Below are 23,590 nucleotides of genomic sequence, written 5' to 3' on the forward strand. Positions count from 1 at the left end.
GGCCGGGAAATCGAAAGGGGTTCTCGGACGACCTATGGTCGTCCGATAGCCAACGAGACGCCATGCGTCTCGTTAGGCCGACCGCTCGCGGGCTGCGCCTCGCTGCGCGCGGCCTGCGGCCGTGCTTGCGTCGGCTCGCTCCGCGAGCGGGAGGAGGCTTTCGAAAACAAATACCGTTACTGGTCCTGCAATCTTCGTAACTGAACACTGCCCAGGATTCCGCCCCGAAAGTTAAGCCGTTCCCCGACAATCTGTGACACACATGGGCCGCTACGAGCGCATCCTCGTTCCGACCGACGGCAGCGAGGAGACACGGGAGGCGGTCGAACACGCTATCGACCTCGCTGCCGAACACGGAGCGACGATTCACGCGCTGTACGTCGTCAACTCCGCGAGTTTCTCCGGGCTCCCGATGGAGTCCTCCTGGGAGAGCGTCGCGTCGATGATGAACGAGGAGGGCGCCGCCGCGCTCGACGACGTCGAAAGTCTCGCCGCCGAACGGGGCGTCCGCGTCGAGCGCTCGCTCGTGGACGGCAACCCCAGCCGCGAAATCGTCCGGTACGCCGAGGACGAGGACTGCGACCTCGTCGTGATGGGAACCCACGGCCGCGGCGGTATCGACCGACTGCTACTCGGGAGCGTCGCGGAGAAAGTCGTTCGGTCGTCGTCGGTGCCGGTGTTGACGGTGCGCGTCGACGGCGACGGCTAGGCGTCGTCGACGGGTCGCAGGTGTTGGCAGTCCCCGGCGTGGACGACCCGTTGGCCGTCGTCGGTGTCGACGACGAGCGCGCCGTGCTCGGTGACGTCCACGGCGTCGCCGACGATATCTCCGTCAGCAGTTTCGACGCGAACGCGCTCGCCGAGCGTCGCCGCGCGCTCGCGCCACGCGTCGAGAATAGCCTCCGGGTCGCCGCGGAGCGCGTCGAAGCGTTCGAGGAACCGCTGGACGAACAGCCGGCGGTCCGTCTCCCCGCCCTCGGCGCGCACGCTCGTCGCGTCCCCCGCCAGTTCCTCGGGGTCGACGTCGACGTTCACGCCGACGCCGACGACCACCCACGAGACGCGACTGGCTTCGCCCTCCATCTCGGTGAGCACGCCCGCGAGTTTGTCGCCGCCGCGCTCGGCGCCCTCGCGGGGCACGATGCAGTCGTTGGGCCACTTGATAGCGGCGTCGACGCCCGCCTCGCGCGCCGCGTCCGTCACCGCGACTGCGGCCGCCAGCGTCACCAGCGGTGCGCGCGCCGGCGGCACGTCCGGCCGGAGTACGAGACTCAGCCAGACGCCGCCGGACGGTGAGGACCACTCGCGGCCACGCCGCCCCCGTCCCCCGGTCTGTCGGTCCGCGAGCACCACCGCGTCACTGGCGCCCTCGGCAGCCAGTTCTCGCGCGCGGTCGTTCGTGCTCGGGAGCGCGTCGTGGTACTCCACGTCGAACGGCGCTTCCAGTCCGAACTCGATTGCCTCCGCGCCGTACTCGGGCACCGACGCGAGCACGTAGCCGTCGGCCGCGCTCTCGACGGCGAACCCCGCCTCGCGGAGCGCTTCGACGTGCTTCCAGACCGCGGTCCGCGAGATACCGAGGCGTTCGGCGAGCGCGGGACCCGCCACGGGCCCGTCGGCGAGCGCGTCCAAGACCGCGCGGCGCGTCTCGTTCATCGCGGGGAGCTACCCGCTCTGCCAGCAAAAGTCCCGCCCTTCGCGGGACGCGTGGAAGAATCCCCCGGACGCACCCCGAAGCGGGCGTTTCGCGGTGTCTGCGTCGGCCGAGCCGCTTTCATACGAGTAATTTCGGTATATTTTATCTCGGTTATCTTCAAATAGATTGAATATACGGGCGGCGTACGGTGTAGGTAGACGATGTCAGACAGCAAGTTCACGCAGTTCCTCGAGGACAACCCCCGGATGATCGGCGTGCTGTTCAGCCTAATGGTGTTCCTGTCGACGACCGGCGCCGCGGCGGCGGCGAACGCGACGACCAACCCCGGCCCCTAGTCAAGTTCGTTCTCCAGCAGTTTGTCGCTCCACGTGAGTTCTCCATCGAACAGTACCGGGACGACTCCGTGGTTGAAGAAATCGCGTAACTTAGTTGTAGACACCTCAAACGTGTCGATGACGCCGGAATTGAGGTAGCGCGTAGCGTTCCCGTCGATATACGGCGTCAGAATTGACCCAATCGAACATTGCGACGTCGGGTAGCCCCGAATCTGTACCTCGTACCCGTCTTCGATTTCGCTCAGCGTCACCGACAACGGAGTTCCCTGCTGGCTCTGCACCAACTGGAGCGTGCCGTCGCCGATGGTGATGTACTTGTTCCCGAACAGCGTCACGTGCCGCGCGACCGACAGCCCCGCCTGCAGCGTGAAGCCGTTGTTCAGCAGGCGGGCGAGCGCGCGACCGATGCGGACCGCGGGGTCGTTGCTGATGTTCGCGAGCGTGACGATGCCGCCGTAGCTCCCGCGTTCGACGAGCGCGTCGCCCTGCTCGTAGGACTTGCAGGCGTTCAATAGGAACGCGTCGACGTTCACTTCGTCCAGCGTTCGCGCGTCGAACATGCCGTCCGAGCACTGGAAGCCGCGCTCGTCGACGTGCCCGATGTAGTGCAGGAAGTCGGTGTCCGTCCGCAGGACGTCCGCGAGTTCCGCGCCGGTGAGGTCGTAGTGGACCGTGATGTCGAACTCGAAGATGTCCCGCGTCCCGTAGAACTCCTCTACGATGTCCTCCTCGCTCATTTCGTCCTCGTTGCAGACGATGTCGATGCTGATGGAGTGTTGGTCGCGGACCGGACGGTTCAGTCGGCGCAGGTACGACTCCACTCGGGTCTTGCTGGCGCCGAGCGGGAACCCCTCGGCGATCCACGCGTGCTCGATGGCGTCCGTCTCGTCGGGCTTGACGACGTTCGACCAGTCGGTCGCCGACTCCCCGCCGGAGGTGCTCCGGACGGTCGCACTGTCGGCCCGATAGAACTCGGTCAGCGCGTCTGGTTCGTCGTGGACGTCCGGTTCCTCGTCGTCCTCGGGGATGCGGACCGTCGCGAGTTCGTTCGCGACGAACGGAATCGCCGCCACGTGGTCGGGGTCCGGGTCGATGTCGGCGGTGAGCTTCCACTGCGGGAGGTGAGGTTCCGTGAGTTCGTAGGGAACGTCGAGGTACGCCCGGAGTCGCTGTGCGAACGACGCGTCGTAGACGGCCGCCGGGTCGAACCCGAGGTCGTCCTCGACGACGTTGCGCTCGTGGAGGTTCACCGGGTAGAACCCCTCGGTGCGGGTGACGCAGTCGAGGAAGAAGACGTGCTTGAGCAGCGCCGACACCTCGGCCTCGAAGCCGCGCTCCGTGTCGAGGTCGTAGCGGGCGCCCGCGACGTCGAGTACGCGTCTCTCGCCCGGGACGACATCCGCGCCGAGGTAGTACGCCAGCGAACTCACGCGAAACAGGTCGCCGTAGTCGCGCGGAATCTCGATTGTGACGCCGGTCTCGGGGCGTTCGAACGCGTCGGGGGCGTCGAAACTGTCGCCGCGCTCGATGAGCGGCGGGTGGCCGCGGAGCGACGGGAACGACCGCTCGGGGGACGTCGTCTTGAGCGCCGAACTACCGAGCGCGACCGCACGCATCGCGTCCTCGACGTCGTCGCCAATGGTGATGGTACCGGCGGGCGACTCGTGGAGCGACCGCACGCCGAGGCCGAGCGTCGTCTCGTCCTCGAAGTCGAGGTGCGTCGCGTTCTCCGAACGCCGAACTGTCAGGGCGCTCTCGGCGACAATCTGGAGTTTCATCGGGCCGAGCGGCAGGTCCAGCGAGTACCACCCCGAGGGGTACTCCGTGTACTGTTGGTTGACGGACTCGCCGACCATCGTCTCGGTCTCGTCCCAGCGGAAGACGTTCACCAGTCGCGGGATTTCGAGACTCCCGACGGTGACGGTGACCGCGCTGTCCACGGGGAGGACGAACTGGTCGGTGCTCGTTTCGACGGGGTCGACCACGCGGTCCGTGTACAACTCGAACTGCGCGTTCTCGATGGGGTCGCGCACGAGGAGGCCGTCCGGGTCGACCAGCGAGTCGAACTCGGGCCTCATCGCGTGCCCCGTGCGTGTTGTTGCCGGCGACGCGGCGTCCGGGTCGCGCGCTCGTTCGGCGAGCGCTCGAACGGCGTCGCCGGTCGAATCGCGTCGCGGTTGGCGAAGTAGCGTGGCATGGCGCTGGTGGCGCGTTGCAGTACCTGACGTTCGCGGTCACGACGCTTACGCTGTCCGGTGGCGTGAACTGCTGGCAACGCGGCCCCTCGACTGCGCGTGCTGTACTCGACTGATACGTCAACGAGCGCCCACAGCTCGTCGCACGACGACACCGCCACCCTCGGCATTATGTCACAGAGGGATAGTGCAGGTAATAAAAATTCGGTCGTTCAGTCGATGACGACGAGCACGTCACCCATGTCGACGCTGTCGTCCGCCTCGACGGCGACCTGCGTGACGGTGCCGCCGTGGGAGGCGACCACGTCGTTCTCCATCTTCATCGCCTCCAGCACCACGAGCACGTCGCCGGGTTCGACCTCGTCGCCCTCCTCGACGTTCACGGAGAGAATCGTCCCCTGCATCTCGGACTCGACCGTCTCGCCGCCGCCCTCGACGACAGTCTCGGACGAGTCGTCGCCACCCACCGCCTCGGGCGGCTTGCCGGCGCCACTGGACGAGTCACTGACCGAGAGCTCGGCGGCGCCGCGCTCTTCGAGTTCGACTTCGAAGCGCTTGCCGTTGACCTCCACGGTGAAGTCGCGCTCGACGACGTCCTCGTCGTCGCTGTCGGCCGCCGCGGGCTCCGTGCCCCACTTCGCTTGGGCGTCGTCGATGCGCTCGGGGTCGAGGTGCTCGTCGAGGTACTTCGTGGTGTGCGTGCCGCCGACGAACGCGTCGTCGGTCAGCATCAGCCGGTGGAACGGCACGATGGTCGGGATGCCCTCGACGTCGTACTCGGCGAGCGCGCGCTGGGAGCGCGCGATGGCTTCCTCGCGGTCGCTGCCGTGGACGATGAGCTTCGCGACCATCGAGTCGTAGTCGGTGACGAGGTCGTCGCCCTGCCGGAGCGCGTCGTCGACGCGCACGCCGATGCCGCCCGGCGGGTCGTACGTCTCCAGTTCCCCGCCGGTCGCGGGCGCGAAGTCGTCGGCCGCGTTCTCCGCGTTGATGCGGTACTCGATTGCGTGCCCGTCCAGTTCCACGTCGTCCTGCGCGAAGTCCAGTTCCTCGCCCGCAGCGACCCGGAGCTGGTACTTCACGATGTCGATGCCCGTCAGTTCCTCCGTGACGGTGTGTTCGACCTGAATCCGGGTGTTGACTTCGAGGAAGTAGAAGTCCGCGTCGGCGCCGAGCAGCTCGCCGCCTTCGCGCTCGGGGTCGTCCTCGACGAGGAACTCGAAGGTGCCCGCGTTCGTGTAGCCGGCGGCGTCGGCGCCGCGGCGCGCGGCCTCCCCGATCTGCTCGCGGAGGTCGTCCGTCAGCGCGGGGCTCGGCCCCTCCTCGATGACCTTCTGGTGGCGGCGCTGCAGCGAGCAGTCGCGCTCGCCGAGGTGGCGGACGTTCCCGTGCTCGTCGCCGACAATCTGGACCTCGATGTGGCGCGGGTTCTCGAGATAGCGCTCCAAGTAGACGTTGTCGTTGTCGAAGTACGCCTCGCCCTCGCGCTTCGCGGACTCGAACTGTTCGTCGGCCTCGTCCGCGCTACGCACGATTTTCATCCCGCGACCGCCGCCGCCGCCCTCCGCCTTGATGGCGACGGGGAAGCCGTGCTCCTCGCCGAACTCCTCGACTTCCGCGGCGGCCTCGGCTGGCTCGGTGGTGCCGGGGACGATGGGGACGTCGGCGTTCCGCATCGTCTGTCGGGCCTTCGTCTTCTCGCCGAGTTGCTCCATCGCGGCCGCCGACGGCCCGACCCACGTCACGCCGTCGGTCTCCTCGACCTTCCCGGCGAACTCCGCGTTCTCCGCGAGGAAGCCGTAGCCGGGGTGGATGGCGTCCGCGTCGGCCTGCTCGGCGGCGTCGATGATGGCCTCGTGGTCGAGGTACGAGTCCGCCGCGCGGGCGGGGCCGACGTTGTAGGCTTCGTCGGCGTACCGGACGTGTCCGGCGTGTTTGTCGGCGTCGCTGTAGACCGCGACCGTCTCGATACCGAGTTCCTCGCACGCCCGCATCACGCGGACGGCGATTTCGCCGCGGTTCGCGACGAGAACCTTCTCGAACATTCTTGCAAGACCGTTCTGCGGACGCCCTACTCATACCTTCGGTTCGAACCCGGCCGTCTCCGGATTCACTCCCTACCAGCCGCACACAACGAACGAAACCGAACGAGTGCGCCCGACGTTGGTCGGAGTCGTTCACACGACGACATGACTGTTCAACAGTCGTCAATAAACGCGCGCCGTGACCGGCTCCGGAGTGTCCTCAGGCCAGCAGGAACGACAGCGCCCGGTCGACGACCTCGCGCTCACGGACGTCGCGAACTACGATTTCGGCGTCGAATGACTCGCCGTGGGCTGTCAACTCGAAGTCTCGGGAGGGCATCCTCGAAGTAGATTCCGCACCAGCGCAAAAGTGTCGGGGACGTCAGAAGCGGTCGCTGCGTCCTGCGGCGGTCCACGCGTCCGTCGGCGCGCCGTCGGGGACGCGGTCGGGGGACTGGTCGAGGCCGGCGAGGCGGCCGGCGAACGTCCACTTCTCGCCGTCCCAGGACTCCTCGCTGTCGCTGGCGGCTGCTGCGGCTTCGAGGCGCGCGAGGTGCGCGCTCACCGCGGCCGCGATGGCGGCGGCTTCCGCCTCGGTCGCGTCGTCGGGGACGGAGACGTCGTAGTCGGCGGCCATTACAGCGGGATGTTGCCGTGTTTCTTGTCGGGCGAGTCCTCGCGCTTGCTCGCCAGCATCTCCAAGTCCTGAATCAGGCGCGGGCGGGTCTCGGTCGGTTCGATGACGGCGTCGAGGTAGCCGCGGTCCGCTGCGGTGTAGGGGTTCGCGAACTCCTCGCGGTACTCGTCGATGAGCTGGTCGCGGAGTTCGTCGGGGTTCTCGGCGTCGTCGAGTTCCTCGCGGTAGAGGACGTTCACCGCGCCCTTCGGCCCCATCACCGCGATTTCGGCGGTCGGCCACGCGTAGTTGACGTCCGCGCCGAGGTGCTTGGAGGCCATCACGTCGTAGGCGCCGCCGTAGGCCTTCCGCGTGATGACCGTCAGCAGCGGGACGCTGGCCTCCGAGTACGCGTACAGGAGTTTCGCGCCGTGGCGGATGATGCCGTTGTGTTCTTGGTCGGTGCCGGGCATGAATCCGGGCACGTCGACGAACGTGACGATGGGGACGTTGAACGAGTCGCAGAACCGGACGAACCGGCTGGCCTTCTCGGAGGCCTCGATGTCGAGGGTGCCCGCGCTCACGCGGGGCTGATTGGCGACCAGGCCGACCGAGCGGCCGTCGAGGCGCGCGAACCCGACGACCATGTTCTTCGCGTAGTTCTCCTGCACCTCGAAGAAGGAGTTCTCGTCGACGACGCTGTCCACCACGTCGGTCATGTCGTAGGGCTTGCGGGGTTCGTCGGGGACGATGGTTTCGAGCGCGTCGTCGCGGCGCTCGGGGTCGTCGTAGGGTTCGACGCGCGGCGGGTCCTCGACGTTGTTCTGCGGGAGGTAGGAGAGCAGGCGCTTGATGTTGTCGAGGGCTTCCTCCTCGCTGTCGCAGGCGAAGTGCGCGACGCCGGACTCCGAGGAGTGCGTGGTCGCGCCGCCGAGTTCCTCGAAGCCGACTTCCTCACCGGTGACCGTCTCGATGACGTCCGGCCCGGTGATGAACATGTGGCTGGTGTCTTTCACCATGAAGATGAAGTCCGTGATGGCGGGCGAGTACACCGCGCCGCCAGCGCACGGCCCCATGATGGCCGAAATCTGGGGAACGACACCCGAGGCTTTCTCGTTTCGCGTGAAGATTTCCGCGAACCCGCCGAGGGCGTCGACGCCCTCTTGGATGCGGGCGCCGGCGGAGTCGTTGAGCCCGATGACGGGCGCGCCGACCTCCACGGCCTTGTCCATGACCTTCGTGACTTTCTCCGCGAACACCTCGCCGAGACTCCCGCCGAAGACGGTGAAGTCGTGGGCGAACACGAAGACGGTGCGGCCGTCGACTTCGCCGTAGCCGGTGACCACGCCGTCCCCGGGGAGCTGTTTCTCCTCCATCCCGAAGTTGTGGCTGCGGTGGGTGCGGAGCTGGTCGAACTCGTTGAAGGTATCGTCGTCGAGGAAGTAGTCGATGCGCTCCCGGGCGGTCATCTTCCCCTTGTCGTGTTGGGACTCGATTCGTTCTTCGCCGCCGCCGAGGAGTGCGCGCTCGGTCTTCTCGCGCAGTTCCTCGATGCGCTCTTCCATCGTCATCTGATTGTGCCATCGTTTCCCCACCGGCGGCAAAAGGATTCCGAGACGACCACACCCGCGGCGGCGGTTGCGCTACAGGACGGACTCCGAGCGCCGGAGCCCGAGGAACGACGCGACGGCGACGGCGACGGTCACCACGACGAACACGCGCGTCTGGTCGAACGTGACGCCGAGCAGTGAGAGCGGGCCGACGGCGACACCGAGCGCACCCGCAAGCCCGGAGACGAACGTGAAGATGAGGAACACGGGGATGACGACGCCGACGGCGAACAGCCACGGCGTCGCCAGCGAGCGCGCCAGCGACCCGGCGCCGCTCCGGAGTTCCTCGGTGGCGGTGGCGCCGAGCACCCACCCGGCGAACAGCAGGAATCCGATGAGGCCGCCGGTCAGCAGGAGGTCCACGACGGGGCCGGCGACGGTGCCGAAGATGCCGGCGTCGAGCGCGCAGACGCTCCCGGTGACCGCGAACAGGCCGACGAGGCCGAGGACCGCGTTTCGGCGGGAGACGCCGTACTCGTCGACGAGGAAGGAGACGGGAATCTCCAGCATCGAGATCGAGGAGGAGAGCGCGGCGAGCAAGACGACGCCGAAGAAGACGACGCCGACGACCTGTCCGTACGGGAGCGCAGCGAACGCGCCCGCGAGACTGACGAACAGCGCGCCGGGGCCGCCGGCGCCAGCGCCGGCGCCGAGCGCGAACAGGACGGGGAAGACGGCGACGCCCGCGAGCACGCCGACGAGCGTGTTCAGTACCGCGATGGCGCTGCCGTCGGCGGCGAGCGAGCGGTCCTCGCCGAGGTAGGAGGCGTACGTGAGCATCGTCCCGGCGCCCAGCGAGAGGGTGAAAAGCGCCTGTCCGGCGGCCTGCGGGAGGATGTCGAGGAAGTTCGCGCGGAGGTACGAGACGTCCGGCGAGAGGAAGAACGCGACGCCCTCGGCGGCGCCGTCGAGGGAAACCCCCCAGACGGCGAGGCCGGCGAGCAGGACGACGATGGCGGGCATCATCACCTTGGTCGCCGTCTCGATGCCGCGGCGGACGCCGCGGAGCACGACGAGCGCGGTGAGGCCGAGGAAGACGAGGTGGAACGCGACGGCCTCGAAGCCGTAGTTGATTGCGTTGAAGTGCGCGCCGGGGTTCGCGAAGTACGCGCCCGTGAAACTCTCCGCGAAGTAGCGGACAATCCACCCGCCGACGACGCTGTAGAACGACAGCAAGACGATGCCGGCGAGCACGAAGACGTGGCCGAACGCCGACCAGTACTTCGACTCGGAGAGCGCGGAAAGCGCGCCGACGGGGTTGCGTCGGGAGCGTCGCCCGATGACGAACTCGGCGAGCAGGCCGGGGACGCCGACGAGCAGAATGATGCCGAGGTAGACGACGAGGAACGCCGCGCCCCCGTTCTCGCTTGTCATCCACGGGAACCGCCAGAGGTTCCCGAGTCCCACCGCCGACCCCACGGCGGCGAGGATGAATCCGATTCGCGTCTGCCAGGACTCGCGTGCCATTGTCACGCCGTAGCAACCCCCCGCATTTGAGCGTTCCGTCTGAGGAACCGTCAAATCGCGGAGAACACGGCCGAAAGCCCCTGAACGACCGTTATAGAAGTGAAGTCGGTGCGATATTTGCCGCCCGAGCCGACGATTCCTAACCGAGGATGACCGCGGCTTCGAGCACGCCGGCCTTCACGAGCAGGTCCTGCACGCCGAGGACGAGCGTGAGACCGATGCCGACGGGGATGACGAGGCGCACCCACCAGAGCCAGAGGGTGGCGAAGCCGTCGCCCAGCGACGTGCCGAGCTGCAGTTCCTCGCTCGAGGAGTCGTAGGCGACCCAGCCGACGAACAGCGCGAACAGCAACACGACCAGCGGCAGCAGAAGGCTGAACACGATGGCGTTGTACCAGCTGAGCGTACTCGTCGACAGCGCCGTCGGTACGCCGAGCAGGAAGATGATTCCGCCGAGGACGCCCGCGACGGTCTTGCGGCTGTAGTCGTATCTGTCGACGATGTACGACGTCGGCGTCTCCAGTAGGCTGATGGCACTGGACAGCGCGGCGAGCAGCAACACGACGAAGAACACGACGCCGAGAAGCCTCCCGCCGGGGAGTTCGCCGAACGCGGTTGCGAGGCTGACGAACGTGGTCGGGATGCCGCCGGAGCCCGGGTCGATGCCGTTGGCGAACAGCACGGGGAAGACGACGAAGCCGGCGAGCAGCGCGACGAGCGTGTTGATGACGACGATGGCGCCGCCGTCCGCGGGGAGGCTGTCGTCGCGGCCGAGGTAGGACGCGTACGCTATCATCACGCTGAACCCGAGCGACAGCGTGAAGAACGCCTGCCCGACGGCGGACGGGATGATGGACGCGAGGTTGTCGGCGATGTAGCCGAAGTCGGGCGACAGGTAGTACGTGTACGCCGCGCTGGCGCCGTCGAGTGTCGTCCCCCAGACGCCGAGGCCGAGGAGCAGCACGACGATGGCGGGAATCATGACCTTGGTCGCGCGCTCGATGCCGTTCTCGATGCCGAACGCGACGATGGCGATGGTGACGGCCATGAAGACGGCGTGCGTGCCGACGGCCAGCGGGCTGGCGGACACGGAGCCGAAGAAGCCACCGGCGTTGCCGAAGTACGCGCCGGTTGCGCTACCGGCGATGTAGCTGAGTACCCAGCCGCCGATGACGCTGTAGAACGCCAGCGTCACCATCGACGAGACGACGCCGAGCGTCCCCGCGAACGACCAATTGCCGAAACCGAGTTCGCGGAACGCCGAGATTGGGTTCTGGTTGCTGCCGCGGCCGATGACGAACTCCATGAGCATCGCCGGGAAGCCGAACAGGAGTACGATTGCGAGGTAGACGACGAGGAACGCGGCCCCGCCGTTCGACCCCGTCTGGAACGGGAACGACCAGATGTTCCCGAGCCCCACCGCCGAACCCACGGCGGCGAAGATGAATCCGATTCGCGTGGTCCAAGTCTCTCGTTCTGCCATGTTGTACCACGCCGTACCCGCGCCGCCAGTTAAAAAACGTACGGTCTGCGGGAGGAGCCACCCCACCGGCCCGCGAATGTCCCCGCTCCGCGACACTGCAGTGGTGGCCCCTTGACGCGCGGCGTCGCCGCCGTCGCGTTCGACGTTCCGTGGATAGCCGGATCCGGCCCGCGAGAGCGGCGCCGAAATCGCGGGATAGCAGCGCCCTCACGGTCCTCGTTCGACCCGACCGCAGGAAAGCGGCGGGGGTGAGTGAGAAGGGTTGGCTTTATGCGAACCCGCGACAGCGTTTCGAGTGCAAAATGAAGCTCCACGAGTATCAGGCGAAGCAGGTCTTCGCCGAGGCGGGCATTCCGACCCCCGGGTCGACGCTCGCCACGTCCGTCGACGAGGTCGTCGAGGCAGCGAATGACCTCGGCTACCCCGTCGCGGTGAAGGCCCAAGTACACGTCGGCGGCCGCGGGAAGGCCGGCGGCATCAAACTCGCCGAGAACGAATCCGAAGCCCGCGAGGCCGCCGAAGACATCCTCGGCATGGACCTCAAAGGCTACACCGTCGACAAGGTTCTCGTCGAGGAAGCGGTCGACTTCACGAACGAACTGTACGTCGGCGTCACCATGGACCGCGGCGAGGGCAAGCCCGTCGTGATGGTCTCCGAGAAGGGCGGCGTCAACATCGAGGAAGTCGCGGAGGAAGACCCCGAGGCAATCGCCCGCGAGCACGTCGACCCCGCGTTCGGCCTCCACCCCTTCCAAGCGCGGAAGGTCGTCTACGACGCCGGCATCCCCCGAGAGGTCGCCGGCGACGTCGCCAGCATCCTCACGACGCTGTACGACCTCTTCGAGGACCGCGACGGCAGCGACGTGGAAATCAACCCCCTGATGGTCACCAGCGACGACGAAGTCATCGCCGCGGACGCCGTCATGAACATCGACGAGGACGCGCTGTTCCGGCAGCCCGAACTCGCCGAGATGGAGGAGGAAGCCGCCGAGGACGACCTCGAAGCCAAGGCCAACGAGTACGGCTTCGACTACGTGCGCCTCGACGGCAACGTCGGCATCATCGGCAACGGCGCCGGGCTCGTGATGACGACGCTGGACCTCGTGGACTACTACGGCGGGAAGCCCGCGAACTTCCTCGACATCGGCGGCGGTGCGAAAGCCGAGCGCGTCGCGAACGCCCTCGACATGGTGTTCAGCGACGAGAACGTCGACAGCGTCGTGTTCAACATCTTCGGGGGCATCACCCGGGGCGACGAGGTCGCGAAGGGCATCAACGCCGCGCTCGAACAGTTCGACGAGATTCCCAAGCGCGTCGTGGTTCGGCTCGCCGGCACGAATGCCGAGGAGGGCCGCGAGATTCTCAACGACGAGCTGGTGACCGTCGAGGAAACGCTCGAAGGCGCCGTGCAGCGCGCCGTCGAATACGCTGACACGGAGGCAGAACAATGAGCATTCTAGTCGACGACGACACCCGCGTCGTGGTACAGGGCATCACCGGCGGGGAAGGAAAATTCCACGCCGAACAGATGATGGAGTACGGGACGAACGTCGTCGCGGGCGCGGTGCCGGGCAAGGGCGGCCAGGAGGCCGCCGGCGTCCCGGTGTACGACACCGTCCACGACGCCGTCGCCGAGGAGGACGCCGACGCCTCGGTCATCTTCGTGCCGCCGGCGTTCGCTTCGGACGCCATCTTCGAGGCCCTCGACACGGACCTCGACCTCGCGGTCGCCATCACCGAGGGCATCCCCACGCAGGACATGGCGAAGGTGAACAAGCGCCTGCAGGAGACCGACACGCGCCTGCAGGGGCCGAACTGCCCGGGCATCATCACGCCCGGCGAGGCGAAACTCGGCATCCTCCCCGGGAACATCTTCTCGGAGGGGAAGGTCGGGCTCGTCTCCCGCTCCGGCACGCTGACGTATCAGGTCGTGGACTCGCTCACGCAGCGCGGCATCGGCCAGACCACCGCCATCGGCATCGGCGGCGACCCCATCATCGGGACGGACTTCATCGACGCCCTCGAACTGTTCGAGGCCGACCCCGAGACCGAGGCCGTCGTGATGTGCGGCGAAATCGGCGGCGAGGACGAGGAGGACGCCGCCGAGTACATCGCGCAGAACATGGACACGCCGGTCGCCGGCTTCATCGCGGGCCGCACCGCGCCGCCGGGCAAGCGCATGGGCCACGCGGGCGCCATCGTCTCCGGCAGCGGCACCGGTACCGCCGAATCCAAGATCAACGCGCTCAACGAAGCGGGCGTCTCCGTCGGCGACACCCCCGAGGAAGTCGCGGACGACATCGAAGACCTGCTGTAGCGGACACCGCCGTTTTTCTTTCGCGGGCCGCGCGACCGAGAGCCGCGGCTGCGTGCGGAGAAACGTGAGGACGGAGCGCAGGTCGCTGCGCGCTCGGACACCCCTGACCGAGCCACGCGACCAGCGTGCTAACGCACACCACGCTGGCAGTTAGGTCCAACGCTCTCGGCCAGCAGTTCTGGTTCCGCGGTGGTCGAGCAGTAAACCGTCCTAACTCGGGTTAAACGGCGTAAAACCGAGGCCACTGAATCCCCCATTTACGGGCTAGCCGGGCGACCGCACGAACACGATGACCACCGCCAGCCCCGACTCGAAGCTCCGGGAGTTCTGTGAGGACTGCGAGCGAACTACCCGCCACGCAGTCCGCATCGAGCTCCGCGTCGAGAACGCGGCCGTCGACAACCCCGGCTGCTCGCGGGAGCCCTACCGCGTGAGCCGGTGTCTGGTCTGCGAGACGACCGACGCGAGCCGGATGAGTGACGCCTGACGCCAGCGAAACGACTACGTGTCGGCGCGCGGACGACTGAGTGAATGGAGACCACCCACCGCGTCCACGCCGGGGACGCCCGCGACCTCCCGCTCGCCGACGACTCCGTGGACCTCGTGGTCACGTCGCCGCCGTACCCGATGATAGAGATGTGGGACGACGTCTTCGCCGCGCTCGACCCCGCGGTCGGTGACGCGCTCGACGACGGCGACGGCGACCGCGCCCACGACCTGATGCTCTCCGTGCTGGACGACGCGTGGGCGGAACTCGCGCGCGTGCTCACACCTGGCGGCATCGCCGTCGTCAACGTCGGGGACGCCACGCGCAACCTCGGGCGCTTCCGCGTGTACGACAACCACGCGCGCATTACTGATGCTTTCCAGTCGCTGGGCTTCGACCCGCTGCCGGGCGTGCTCTGGCGGAAACCCGCCAACTCCGCTGCGAAGTTCATGGGCAGCGGGATGGTGCCGCCGAACGCGTACGTCACGCTCGAACGCGAACACCTCCTCGTCTTCCGGAACGGCCAGCGCCGCGAGTTCGAACCGCGCGCTGACCGCCGCTACGAGGCCGCGTACTTCTGGGAGGAACGCAACCGCTGGTTCTCCGACGTCTGGGACGACCTCAACGGCGAGCACCAGACGCTCGCCGAGCCCGAGTTGCGCGAGCGCTCGGCGGCGTTCCCGCTCGCGCTCCCCTATCGCCTCGTGAACATGTACTCCGTCTACGGCGACACCGTCCTCGACCCCTTCTGGGGGACCGGCACCACGAGCCTCGCCGCCGCCATCGCAGGCCGGCACTCCGTCGGCGTCGAACGCGACGCCGGCCTCGCGGACGCCTTCGACGACCGCATCCGCGACGCCCCCGCGCTCTCCCGCGAATTCGCTGCCGACCGCCTCGCCGACCACCGCGCGTTCGTCGACGACACTGACGACGACTTCGAGTACACCGCCGACCACTACGACACGCCCGTCCGCACGAAACAAGAGCGCGGGATTCGCTTCTACGAAGTCACCGACATCGAACCGACGCTCGACGGCTGGGAAGCGACGCACGAACCGTACGAGGAGTAGCTGGGGTTCAATCGAAGCGAGACGGTCGGGGCGGAGTTGAACCGGAAGAAGACGGTCGCCTCGCTCCGCTCGGCGCTGCGTCTGCTAGGGTTCAACTCCGCGGCCCACCCACGGCAGTTATCTCACGCGAAGCGACACACGCGTCGCTTCGCGGTGCGAGTATCAGAGGAGTGGGTCGGGGCGGAGTTGAACCGGAGCGAGACGTGCTCGCTACGCTGCGCGCGACTCGCAGGGTTCAACTCCTTCCGACCGCACACACCCTCGAACGACGCGAGCGACACGCTGGTCGCTCGCGGTCGTTGTTTCGGTAGAAGTGGGTCGGGGCGGAGTTGAACCGCCGACCTGCTCCGTGTGAAGGAGCCGTCATAACCGGACTAGACCACCGACCCGTACACCAAGTAGTACCCGCAGGCCGCCATTAAGACTTGCGTTTAGTCGTCGCGGGGGCGCGAGCACGAAACCACGCGGCGATGCCCGCCACCGATAGATTTTAGTTGTTTTGGGGTAACCTAAAACTCGTGCGGCGGACGCCGCCGGCCGTCCGACCGCGTCTGTCCCAGCCTGTCACCCGTCGGCACAACCACGTCCCGCACCGGGACGAAGGCATCATCTCGTCCGCACGTCGTCAGTAGGACGGCGACTCCTCGCGGACACCCGCTCTCAGATTCGCCAGCCGCGCGAACACGAACAGCGCGTCCGAGAGCCGGTTCAGGTACGCGATTGCGGTCTCGTTGACCTCGTCCTCGTGGTCGGCGAGCGCGACCGCCCGGCGCTCCGCGCGCCGGCAGACCGCTCGCGCGTGGTGGAGGCTCGCGCCCGCGTCGCTGCCGCCCGGCAGCACGAACGACTCCAGCGGCTCCAGTTGTTCCTCGCAGGCGTCGATCCACGCCTCCACCTCGTCGACGTGTTCGTCGTCGACGACAGGGTCGCCCTCGTCGGGTTCCGGATTAGCGAGGTCCGCCTGCACGACGTGGAGGTGGTTCTGCGCGGCCTCCAGGTACTCGTCGAGTTCGTCGACGCCAGTCGGTCGAACCGTCCCAAGCAGCGCGTTCACCTCGTCGACGGTGCCGTACGCCTCGATGCGGGGACTGGTCTTGGACACCCGCGTCATGTCACGGAGGTCCGTCTGCCCGCTGTCGCCGCGGCGCGTGTAGATTTTCATGCGAGCGTTCGTTCGACGTACGTCAGGATGTTCTCGCTCTCGGCCATCGTCACGCCGTGGTCGTCGTCCACGAGCACGGGGACGCCGCGCTGGCCGCTCACGCGCTTGACCTCGTTGCGCTCGGAGTGCATCGCGTCCACCCACACCGTCTCGTAGTCGACGCCCGCGTCGTCGAGCGCGTCCGCGGCCTTCTCGCAGTACGGGCAGCCGTCCAGTTCGTAGAGTGTCAGACCCATACCTATCCCTTGGCGGGGCGGCGGGAAAGTAGTTGGTCCCGAACCGTTTTGGCCCCCGGCGTCGTGGCCTCGGGCGTGCCATCGAACCTCTTCGAGACGACGTTCGCCGTCGGCGAAGTCGTCGCCGCCGAACCGTTCCCGGACGCCCGCAAACCCGAACTCGCGAAACTCGAAGTCGACCTCGGCGACGAAGTCGTCCAGTCGGCCGCTCAGACGGGCTACAACTACGACCCCGAGGACCTCGTCGGCCGACAGGTGCTGTGCGCGACGAACCTCGGCACGGTCAACATCGCCGGGTACGAGTCGGAGGTGTTGACCGTCGGCGTGCCGGACGCGGACGGCAACCCCGTGCTCGTCGGGCCGGACGAGGACGTGCCGCTGGGCGGCGAACTCTACTGACAGCGGAGGTGACTCGGTGCCGCTGGGTTCTCGACGCCGACCGAACCGCTCAGCCGGCGACGCGGCGCCCCAGAACGAAGACGAGCAGCGCGGTCAGGAGCGCACCAAGCATCGCTTCCCCCGCCGCTAGGAGTCTCGCCGCCGTTCCGACAGGGCGAACACCCCCGAATCCGAGCGTGGAGAACGTCACTACGCTGAAGTAGAGGTTCTCCACGAAGACGCTCGCTCCCTCCGGCGTCGCCAGTGCCGACCACTTCGACACGCCGGGCGTGTTCAACTGATTCCCGCCGCTGATTCCCGACAGCGCGGTGTAGAACACCGCCCAGAGCGTGACGACAGCGGCCGACGCCACGCCAACGCGACTAAGTTTGTGGCCGTACCCCGTCGTCGCACCCATCAGCCAGTTCCCCGCCCACCGGCCGGCCGCCCGCCCTCGCTCGAACAGTCCCCCGTCACCGTCTACGGCCGCCTCCCCGTGCCGCCGGCGTCGGTACCGCATCTCGTTGATGAAGAATCCGCGGCGGGCAGTGAGGTCGCCGGCGCCGGCTGCAGCGTTCCGTGCCTTCAGGTACGTGTTCTCGAGGATGGACGGGGTTTCCTCACGCGGCGACTCGGTCGGTGTCTCGGGGTCGATCAGCGGCCCCATCCCGGCCTCCGCGAGTTCCTCGACGGTCTCCGCGGAGAGGTCCTCGGAGTCGTCCGCCACGAGCGATTCGACAGCCTCTACCGGGACGTTCAGTTCGTCCAAGAGGCTCTCCAGAATATCCTCCCGGTAGTTTATCGGTTTGTCCTCGGTCAAGGCCCCGAACAGCTCGCGGAGTTCCGCGACGCGGTCCGCGGGCTCCGTCTCCGGACGCTGCAGGTCCACCGCCGTTTCGTGGATGCGCCACTGGTTCGCGGTCAGTTCGTCCTTGAACGGACCGAAATCGAACCCCTCGTAGCTCGTGTTCATGAGCTTCACGTGGTCGAGCACCGTCACCGAGGGCGCTTCGGTCCAGATTCGTACCGTGCCGAGGGTCGCTTCGGTGAAGTCGAAGGCGGGCGTGTTCGATCTCGGTAACCGGATGTCTCCGTCGTCGACAGTCGCGCCGACGGCGTCGAAGTACCCGCTGTCACCCGTCGTGCTGGTGTCGAGCGCGCTCAGCGACGCTATCGACGCCTGCCTGATGTCCACGTAGGACTCGAACGTGGATTTGTCGAGCAGCAGGCCGTCCCGGCAGGTGCTCCCGTAGAAGGACGTCTCGCCGGTGACGGTGCAGCGAAGGAGCACGCACTCGCCGAGGAGGTCCGCGGCCTCGAACGTGAGGGGGCCGCGGAACTCGGTAGCCATCACAGACATTCCCCGGACTGTCGACTGCTCGAACGTGACTTCGCCCTCGAACGTCGCGTCCGGTGCGTGGACGGCGTCGTCTACCGAGATGTCGTAGCAGTTCAGTTCACCGGCGACCGACGCGTCGCCGAGGTTGAACACGCCCTCGACACGCGAACTACTCACGTCGACGTCCCCGTGGAAGGTGCACCCGAAGAAGCTGAGCGTGTCCCCGAAATCGGCCGCGTCGAAGTCCGCGTCCTCGTGGAAGGTCGCGTTCTGGTAGAGCAGGCTCCCCTCGGTCGTGACGTTGAAGAACTCCACGTCCTCGTAGAACTCGGCGTCGGTGAACAGCCCGCTGTCGTCAAGCGTCAGCCCCGAGAACTCCGCGTGGTCGTAGAACGTCGCGTCTGAGGCCAGTAGCTTCCCGCGGATGGTCGCGTCGTAGAAGTCGACTGCACAGAGTAAGTCGGCGTCCGAGAACTCCACCCGGTTGCGCGCGAGCACGTCCCGGAAGGACGCCGCCGTGAACGCGAACGCGTCCGTCAGCGTCACCGTGTCATCGAACGTCGCGCCGTCGAACGTGAACGAGACGGCGCTGGCGCCGTCGAAGTTCGCGGTACTCCCGAAGTCGGCGTGGCTGAAGTCCGCGCCGAACAGCGTCGCGTCGGCGAACGAGACGGCATGCTCGAAGCGGGTTTGCGTGAAGTTACACTGTCCCAGCACGTGGACGCCCCGAAAGTCGAGGGGGCGCTGGCTGGCGGTGTCGAGGGTAAGATACGACAAGTCGAGGCGTTCGAAGCGCGAGCCGACGAACCGCGGAGTGTTATCCGACTCGTTGAGTTCCCCGAGGAGGGCCTCCCGGACGTCACTGTGGGACTTCTCGGTCACGCTCGCGTGGAAGATGCAGTACTCTGATTCGCCGTGGGTCGACCGGTCGCAGTTCCAGCGGCCGTCGACGTCGGGGTGGTCGCAGGCATACCGGCACTCGTCTCCGTCGCGTTCGTCGACCGGCTCCGGGTGGCTCCACCCGTGCGTTTCGGCGTTCAGCCGCCCGTTGAGTACGTCGACGATGCGTCGGGCCTCGGTGGCGAGCTGGGCCGGGAGCGGCGTGTCGGTGGCGTCGTCGAACGTGCGCCGGAGTTGGTCCGCTGCCTCGTCCCCGAGCGGCGGGTCGTCAAGGGGTGGGTCCTGTCCCTCGAAGTCACGCAGGTGTTCCAGTACCTCGTTGATAGCGTCCACGAAGTCGTTGACAGCGTTGGCGCCGGTAGTGCCCGTCAGTTCGCCAATGAGGTCGTCGACATCGCTGGTCGCGTCGACGGAGGGATACGCGTCGGAGATTGCCTCACGGACGCGCTCGGGGTCGGCCTCGGCGACGCGTTCGAGGGCAGTTACAGCGGCGCCGCTCGCGCGCTGTCCACCGTCGCGAGCGACCGCCACGAGCGCGTCGAGAAGGGAGTCCGGCGCGTCCTCCGGCGGGAGGTCGGCCGCCGCTCGCGCCGCGTAATACTTGGCGTGTGGAGTGCCGCGTTCGAGCCGCGAGGCGAGCGCGGGCGCGTACTCGGCGACTCTGTCGGGGTCGTGGACCGCGAGCTTGTTGAGAAGGTTCAGCACGGCCTCTCTGGCCTCGTCGTACTGCTCTTCCCCCGGGTCGACGCGGGCCGCGATGCGGTCGAGAGCGTCGAGTGCGGGCGCCGGATGCCCGGCGTCGGCTAAGTGTTGGAAGCCAAGTAGCGCGTTGTAGCGCACGACGTTGTTCGGGTCCTCCACCCGGTCGAGCAGGGCCGACGCGTGCTCACCGACCCGCTCCGGGTACTCCGACGCGAGTCGGCTGTAGGCCCTGACGGCGAGATTCCGCTCGGCAGCCGTCTCGGCGTCCAGTGCGTCGGCAAGTTCGTCGAGCGCCTCGACAGCCGACGCCGGATTCTGTTCGGCCGCTTGGACGATGGACTGGAGTTCGGCTTCGTCCATGCAGGTACACTCAGATAGTCTACAGTTCTGTGGTGTAATAAACACACCTGCCGCGGGGCGTCGCTCGTCCGAAACGGCGAGGGAGCGGGCACCAGAATCCAGCGAAAGTCGCGGGCGACAGTTCCCCGGTCAGTCCTCGCCGGCTTCGACGACCTCGTAGCCGACGTTGCGCTCGCGCAGCGGGTCGGTGTGTTCGGAGAGCCGGTCGGTCGTCGCCACGAGCAGCACGGACAGTCCCTTGCTGGCGGCTTCCGGGACGGCTTCGGCGGTGCCGAAGCGGATGTCAGGTTCGACGCCGGCGTCCCGCACGGCGACGAGCGCTTCGACGCCCGCAGCAGCCACGCGGTCGTGGTCCGCGAGGCGGACTTCGACGGTGCCGTCCGCGACCGCGCGACTCCCGCCCTCTCGGACGGCGGGGACCGAGAGCACGGTGACCTCGCCGGGCTGGTAGTCGAGCATCCCCTCGAACTCCGCGGCGCCGACGTCCTGCCCGGGTTCCGCCGAGGTGACCGCGACGGCGGTGGCGCTGCCGACGTCGCCGGGCGTGGCGTGCATCACGCCGTCCTGCATCGCGAGCGATACCCGTTGGCCTTCCTCGATTGCGGCGGTCGCGATAGCGGTGTCGACGTCGACCTCCTCGATGACGTTCTCGGAGACGTACTCCACGAACGACCGGAGGTCGTCGGTCTGTGAGATGAGCCAGTCGACGCCCTCCTTGGTGACCTCGTAGCGACCGCGGCCGTGCTTGCGCACGTGGCCGTCCTCGACGAGGTCGCCGAGGTAGTCGCTGACGGCTTGGGCGGTGACGCCGATTGCTTCCGCGATTTCGCGCTGGCTGACCGCTGGCTGGCGTTCGGCGATTTCGACGAGTATCTGGTAGCGCGTGGCGTTCCGCTTGCTCCGGAGAACCCCCAGCTCCCCGACGGTGCTCGAATCGCTCATTACTGCTACCTGAGCCGTCCCTAATTCAAGTATCTTTGTGTAAACTTCGCTCTCGCTTGCGCTACCGGCCGTTTCCCGGCACCTAACGAAAACCCACTTTCCCTAATACAACCAAAATTGTTTTAGGCGCTACTGCTGTTGTGTTCGGTGATGTCACAGACCCGACTCCCCCACGACGCCAAAGCGGGACCCACCAAATCGGAGGTGCGAGCCGTCCTCCGGGCCAAACTCGCGCTCGGCCCGGACGACCACTTCGCCGAAGTCGGCTCCTGTACGGGTGCAGTCACGGCCGACGCCGCCCGCGACGCTGGCCGCGTCACCGCCGTCGAGCGCAAGCGCGAGCGCGTCGAGACCACCGAACGGAACCTCGCGGCGAACGGCCTCGCGGACGCCGTCGACGTCCGCCACGCCGAAGCCCCCGACGGCCTCCCCGAGGCCGCCGACGCGCTGTTCCTCGGCGGCAGCCGGAACTACGAGGCCGTCCTCGACTACGCCGTCGACGCGGGCGTCGAGACGGTCGTGATGAACGTCTCCCGGCTGGAGGTCGCGGGCGCTGCCACCGAAGCGTTCCGCGAACGCGACCTCCTGGAGGAGGTCGTCCAGTTCCAGGTGAGCCACGGCTACGAGCTCGCTGGCGCGACCTCCTTCGACTCCCAGAACCCCGTCTACATGCTCGTCGGGAGCGCCACCGAGGACGCCGCGGAGGGCGACCGATGACCCTCTACGGCGTCGGCCTCGGCCCCGGCGAAGCCGACCTCGTGACCGTGCGCGGGAAGCGCGTCCTCGAAACCGCGGACGTCGTCTACTCGCCCGGCCGGCTCTCGCGAACGGTCGCCACCGAACACGTCCCCGAGTCGCGCATCGGCGACCTCGACTTCCCGATGACCCGCGACCCAGAGGAACTCCGCGACGCGTGGCGGGACGCCGCCACGGAGGTCGCGCCGCGTGCCCGCGACGGGGACGCCGCGTTCGTGACGCTCGGCGACCCGAACGTCTACTCGACGTTCGGTCACCTCCGCCGCACGCTCGACGCCTTCCACCCCGACGTGGACGTGGAGGTCGTCCCGGGCGTCAGCGCGGTCACCGCGTTCGCCACCGCGCTCGGCGTGGAAATCGACGCGGGCGCGGGGCTCGCGCTCCGCGAGGCCGCACAGGGAAACTCCCCCACCGGCCCGGACCGCATGATTCTGTTCAAGGTCACGGACGCGCCCGCGACCCACGAAGGCCTCGCGGACGCCGGCTACGACGTGACCTACGGCCGGCGGCTGTTCATGGAGCAGGGCGAGGAGCGCGTGACGAGTGACCCCACCGAAATCGCGGACCGGGACTACTACACGCTCGCGTACGCCGAGCGCGCCGACCTAGAGAAGCACCGCCCGACGGCCTTCGAGGACGCCAGCGACGGCGCGGACGACGCCAGCGGGGTGGTCGGCGGTGACTGACGCGACCGACCCGCAGGACGCCATCGACGCCGCCAGCGAGCGCCGCGAGCGCGAACGCGACGAGCGCGTGTACGAACACACTGCGGGCGACGTGCAGGACGGCGTCCCGTTCGTCGGTGCCGGACCCGGCGACCCCGGCCTGCTCACGGTGACCGGGAGAGACCTGCTCGCGGACGCCGACCTCGTGGTGCACGCGGGGTCGCTCGTGAACAGCGAACTCCTCGACGACTACTGCGCGGACGCCGAGACCGTCTCCTCCGTGGGGAAGGATCTCGAAGAACTGGTGCCGCTAATGGGTGACGCCTACGAGTCCGGGAAGACGGTCGTCCGCCTGCACAGCGGCGACCCCGCAATCTACGGCGCCGCGCTGGAGCAGATGGACGCCCTCGAACAGGAAGGCGTCCCGACGTACATCGTCCCCGGGGTCACGTCGGCGTTCGCGGCGGCGGCGACGCTGCGCACGCAACTCACGCTGAACGGCACCGCGAACCACGTCGCGTTCACGCGGCCGCAGGGCCGCACGCTGGACGCCGACGACGACCACATCTCGGAGTTCGTGGAGATGGGCGACGTGACGACCTGCATCTACCTCGGCACGCACGCCATCCCGGACGTGATGGACCGCCTTCTCGACGACGGCCACGACCCCGACACCCCCGTAACGGTCGTCTACCACGCGTCGTGGCCGGACGAAGACGTCATCGAGGGCACCGTCGACACCATCGGGGAGAAAGTCGAGGACGCGGGCTATCGAGCCTCCGCGCTCGTCGTCATCGGCGACGCCGGCGCGGGCGCGAACTACGACCGCTCGTACCTCTACGGCGACTGGGCGAACCGCAGCGGCAGCGAGAGCGAGGCAGACGACTGA

The 23,590-nt window shown here is 67.6% G+C and carries 21 protein-coding genes and 1 tRNA gene; 10 read left to right on the forward strand and 12 right to left on the reverse strand.

Annotated elements, in window-relative coordinates:
- The first annotated feature begins 262 nt into the window (after positions 1-262).
- The gene (locus tag AVZ66_RS09055; RefSeq protein WP_058983756.1) at positions 263-709 is read left to right on the forward strand and encodes a universal stress protein; all 447 of its coding nucleotides are present in this window, start codon (positions 263-265) and stop codon (positions 707-709) included.
- Here AVZ66_RS09055 and AVZ66_RS09060 read toward each other — a convergent pair.
- Complete coding sequence (locus AVZ66_RS09060; protein WP_058983757.1) at positions 706-1,656, reverse strand: biotin--[acetyl-CoA-carboxylase] ligase; 951 nt, start codon at positions 1,654-1,656, stop codon at positions 706-708. The two genes, AVZ66_RS09055 and AVZ66_RS09060, sit on opposite strands and share 4 nt — an antisense overlap.
- 201 nt (positions 1,657-1,857) lie before the next feature.
- On the opposite strand from AVZ66_RS09060, the gene AVZ66_RS17060 reads away from it, so the two are divergent.
- A complete protein-coding gene (locus AVZ66_RS17060; protein ID WP_269432475.1) occupies positions 1,858-1,992 on the forward strand; it encodes a hypothetical protein in 135 nt (44 codons plus the stop codon).
- Here AVZ66_RS17060 and AVZ66_RS09065 read toward each other — a convergent pair.
- From AVZ66_RS09065 to AVZ66_RS09090, 6 genes are all read right to left on the reverse strand, one after another.
- Complete coding sequence (locus AVZ66_RS09065; protein WP_058983758.1) at positions 1,989-4,070, reverse strand: hypothetical protein; 2,082 nt, start codon at positions 4,068-4,070, stop codon at positions 1,989-1,991. The genes AVZ66_RS17060 and AVZ66_RS09065 overlap by 4 nt on opposite strands.
- A gap of 329 nt (positions 4,071-4,399) precedes the next feature.
- Entirely contained in the window at positions 4,400-6,232 is a 1,833-nt protein-coding gene (locus tag AVZ66_RS09070; protein ID WP_058983759.1) for an acetyl-CoA carboxylase biotin carboxylase subunit, read from the reverse strand.
- Positions 6,233-6,593: 361 nt separating this feature from the next.
- Positions 6,594-6,848, reverse strand: a complete 255-nt coding sequence (locus AVZ66_RS09075; RefSeq protein ID WP_058983760.1) for a hypothetical protein — start codon at positions 6,846-6,848, stop codon at positions 6,594-6,596.
- Positions 6,848-8,392, reverse strand: a complete 1,545-nt coding sequence (locus AVZ66_RS09080; protein ID WP_058984693.1) for an acyl-CoA carboxylase subunit beta — start codon at positions 8,390-8,392, stop codon at positions 6,848-6,850. Before AVZ66_RS09080 ends, AVZ66_RS09075 begins: the two co-directional genes overlap by 1 nt.
- A 78-nt stretch (positions 8,393-8,470) precedes the next feature.
- The gene (locus AVZ66_RS09085; protein ID WP_058983761.1) at positions 8,471-9,904 is read right to left on the reverse strand and encodes a sodium-dependent transporter; all 1,434 of its coding nucleotides are present in this window, start codon (positions 9,902-9,904) and stop codon (positions 8,471-8,473) included.
- 139 nt (positions 9,905-10,043) lie between these two features.
- Positions 10,044-11,387 (reverse strand): sodium-dependent transporter, encoded by a 1,344-nt coding sequence (locus AVZ66_RS09090; protein WP_058983762.1) that lies wholly within the window; start codon positions 11,385-11,387, stop codon positions 10,044-10,046.
- A 302-nt stretch (positions 11,388-11,689) separates the two neighbouring features.
- Between AVZ66_RS09090 and sucC the strand changes: the two genes are divergently transcribed.
- The 4 genes from sucC (at position 11,690) to AVZ66_RS09110 (ending at position 15,261) form a co-directional block, all read left to right on the forward strand.
- The gene (sucC, locus tag AVZ66_RS09095) at positions 11,690-12,838 is read left to right on the forward strand and encodes an ADP-forming succinate--CoA ligase subunit beta (RefSeq protein WP_058983763.1); all 1,149 of its coding nucleotides are present in this window, start codon (positions 11,690-11,692) and stop codon (positions 12,836-12,838) included.
- On the forward strand, positions 12,835-13,704 hold the full coding sequence (sucD, locus tag AVZ66_RS09100; protein ID WP_058983764.1) for a succinate--CoA ligase subunit alpha: 870 nt from the start codon (positions 12,835-12,837) through the stop codon (positions 13,702-13,704). The genes sucC and sucD overlap by 4 nt, the downstream gene beginning before the upstream one ends.
- A 289-nt stretch (positions 13,705-13,993) precedes the next feature.
- Complete coding sequence (locus tag AVZ66_RS09105; RefSeq protein WP_058983765.1) at positions 13,994-14,191, forward strand: hypothetical protein; 198 nt, start codon at positions 13,994-13,996, stop codon at positions 14,189-14,191.
- A gap of 44 nt (positions 14,192-14,235) precedes the next feature.
- Positions 14,236-15,261, forward strand: coding sequence for a site-specific DNA-methyltransferase (locus AVZ66_RS09110; RefSeq protein WP_058983766.1), 1,026 nt, complete (start codon positions 14,236-14,238; stop codon positions 15,259-15,261).
- Positions 15,262-15,575: 314 nt separating this feature from the next.
- Here AVZ66_RS09110 and AVZ66_RS09115 read toward each other — a convergent pair.
- The 3 genes from AVZ66_RS09115 to AVZ66_RS09125 form a co-directional block, all read right to left on the reverse strand.
- Positions 15,576-15,650 (reverse strand) — tRNA-Val (locus AVZ66_RS09115).
- 236 nt (positions 15,651-15,886) lie between these two features.
- Positions 15,887-16,423: a cob(I)yrinic acid a,c-diamide adenosyltransferase gene (locus AVZ66_RS09120; RefSeq protein WP_058983767.1), complete on the reverse strand. Its 537-nt coding sequence runs from the start codon at positions 16,421-16,423 to the stop codon at positions 15,887-15,889.
- A complete protein-coding gene (locus AVZ66_RS09125; protein ID WP_058983768.1) occupies positions 16,420-16,659 on the reverse strand; it encodes a glutaredoxin in 240 nt (79 codons plus the stop codon). Before AVZ66_RS09125 ends, AVZ66_RS09120 begins: the two co-directional genes overlap by 4 nt.
- A 75-nt stretch (positions 16,660-16,734) precedes the next feature.
- Here AVZ66_RS09125 and AVZ66_RS09130 point away from each other — a divergent pair, with 75 nt between their 5' ends.
- Entirely contained in the window at positions 16,735-17,058 is a 324-nt protein-coding gene (locus AVZ66_RS09130; RefSeq protein WP_058983769.1) for a tRNA-binding protein, read from the forward strand.
- A 49-nt stretch (positions 17,059-17,107) separates the two neighbouring features.
- Here the strand turns inward: AVZ66_RS09130 and AVZ66_RS09135 are convergent, their stop codons facing one another.
- Both AVZ66_RS09135 and AVZ66_RS09140 read right to left on the reverse strand, forming a co-directional pair.
- Positions 17,108-20,338: an ion channel gene (locus AVZ66_RS09135; RefSeq protein WP_058983770.1), complete on the reverse strand. Its 3,231-nt coding sequence runs from the start codon at positions 20,336-20,338 to the stop codon at positions 17,108-17,110.
- Between the two features lie 129 nt (positions 20,339-20,467).
- Positions 20,468-21,280: a MarR family transcriptional regulator gene (locus tag AVZ66_RS09140; RefSeq protein ID WP_058983771.1), complete on the reverse strand. Its 813-nt coding sequence runs from the start codon at positions 21,278-21,280 to the stop codon at positions 20,468-20,470.
- A gap of 150 nt (positions 21,281-21,430) precedes the next feature.
- Between AVZ66_RS09140 and cbiT the strand changes: the two genes are divergently transcribed.
- The 3 genes from cbiT to AVZ66_RS09155 are packed head-to-tail and all read left to right on the forward strand — an operon-like array spanning position 21,431 to position 23,590.
- Positions 21,431-21,997, forward strand: a complete 567-nt coding sequence (gene cbiT, locus AVZ66_RS09145; protein ID WP_058983772.1) for a precorrin-6Y C5,15-methyltransferase (decarboxylating) subunit CbiT — start codon at positions 21,431-21,433, stop codon at positions 21,995-21,997.
- Positions 21,994-22,722 (forward strand): cobalt-factor II C(20)-methyltransferase, encoded by a 729-nt coding sequence (locus tag AVZ66_RS09150; protein ID WP_058983773.1) that lies wholly within the window; start codon positions 21,994-21,996, stop codon positions 22,720-22,722. The genes cbiT and AVZ66_RS09150 overlap by 4 nt, the downstream gene beginning before the upstream one ends.
- Positions 22,715-23,590, forward strand: a complete 876-nt coding sequence (locus AVZ66_RS09155) for a cobalt-precorrin-4/precorrin-4 C(11)-methyltransferase (RefSeq protein WP_058983774.1) — start codon at positions 22,715-22,717, stop codon at positions 23,588-23,590. The genes AVZ66_RS09150 and AVZ66_RS09155 overlap by 8 nt, the downstream gene beginning before the upstream one ends.

It is taken from the genome of Halobacterium sp. CBA1132, from assembly GCF_001485535.1.
Taxonomy (GTDB): domain Archaea; phylum Halobacteriota; class Halobacteria; order Halobacteriales; family Halobacteriaceae; genus Halobacterium.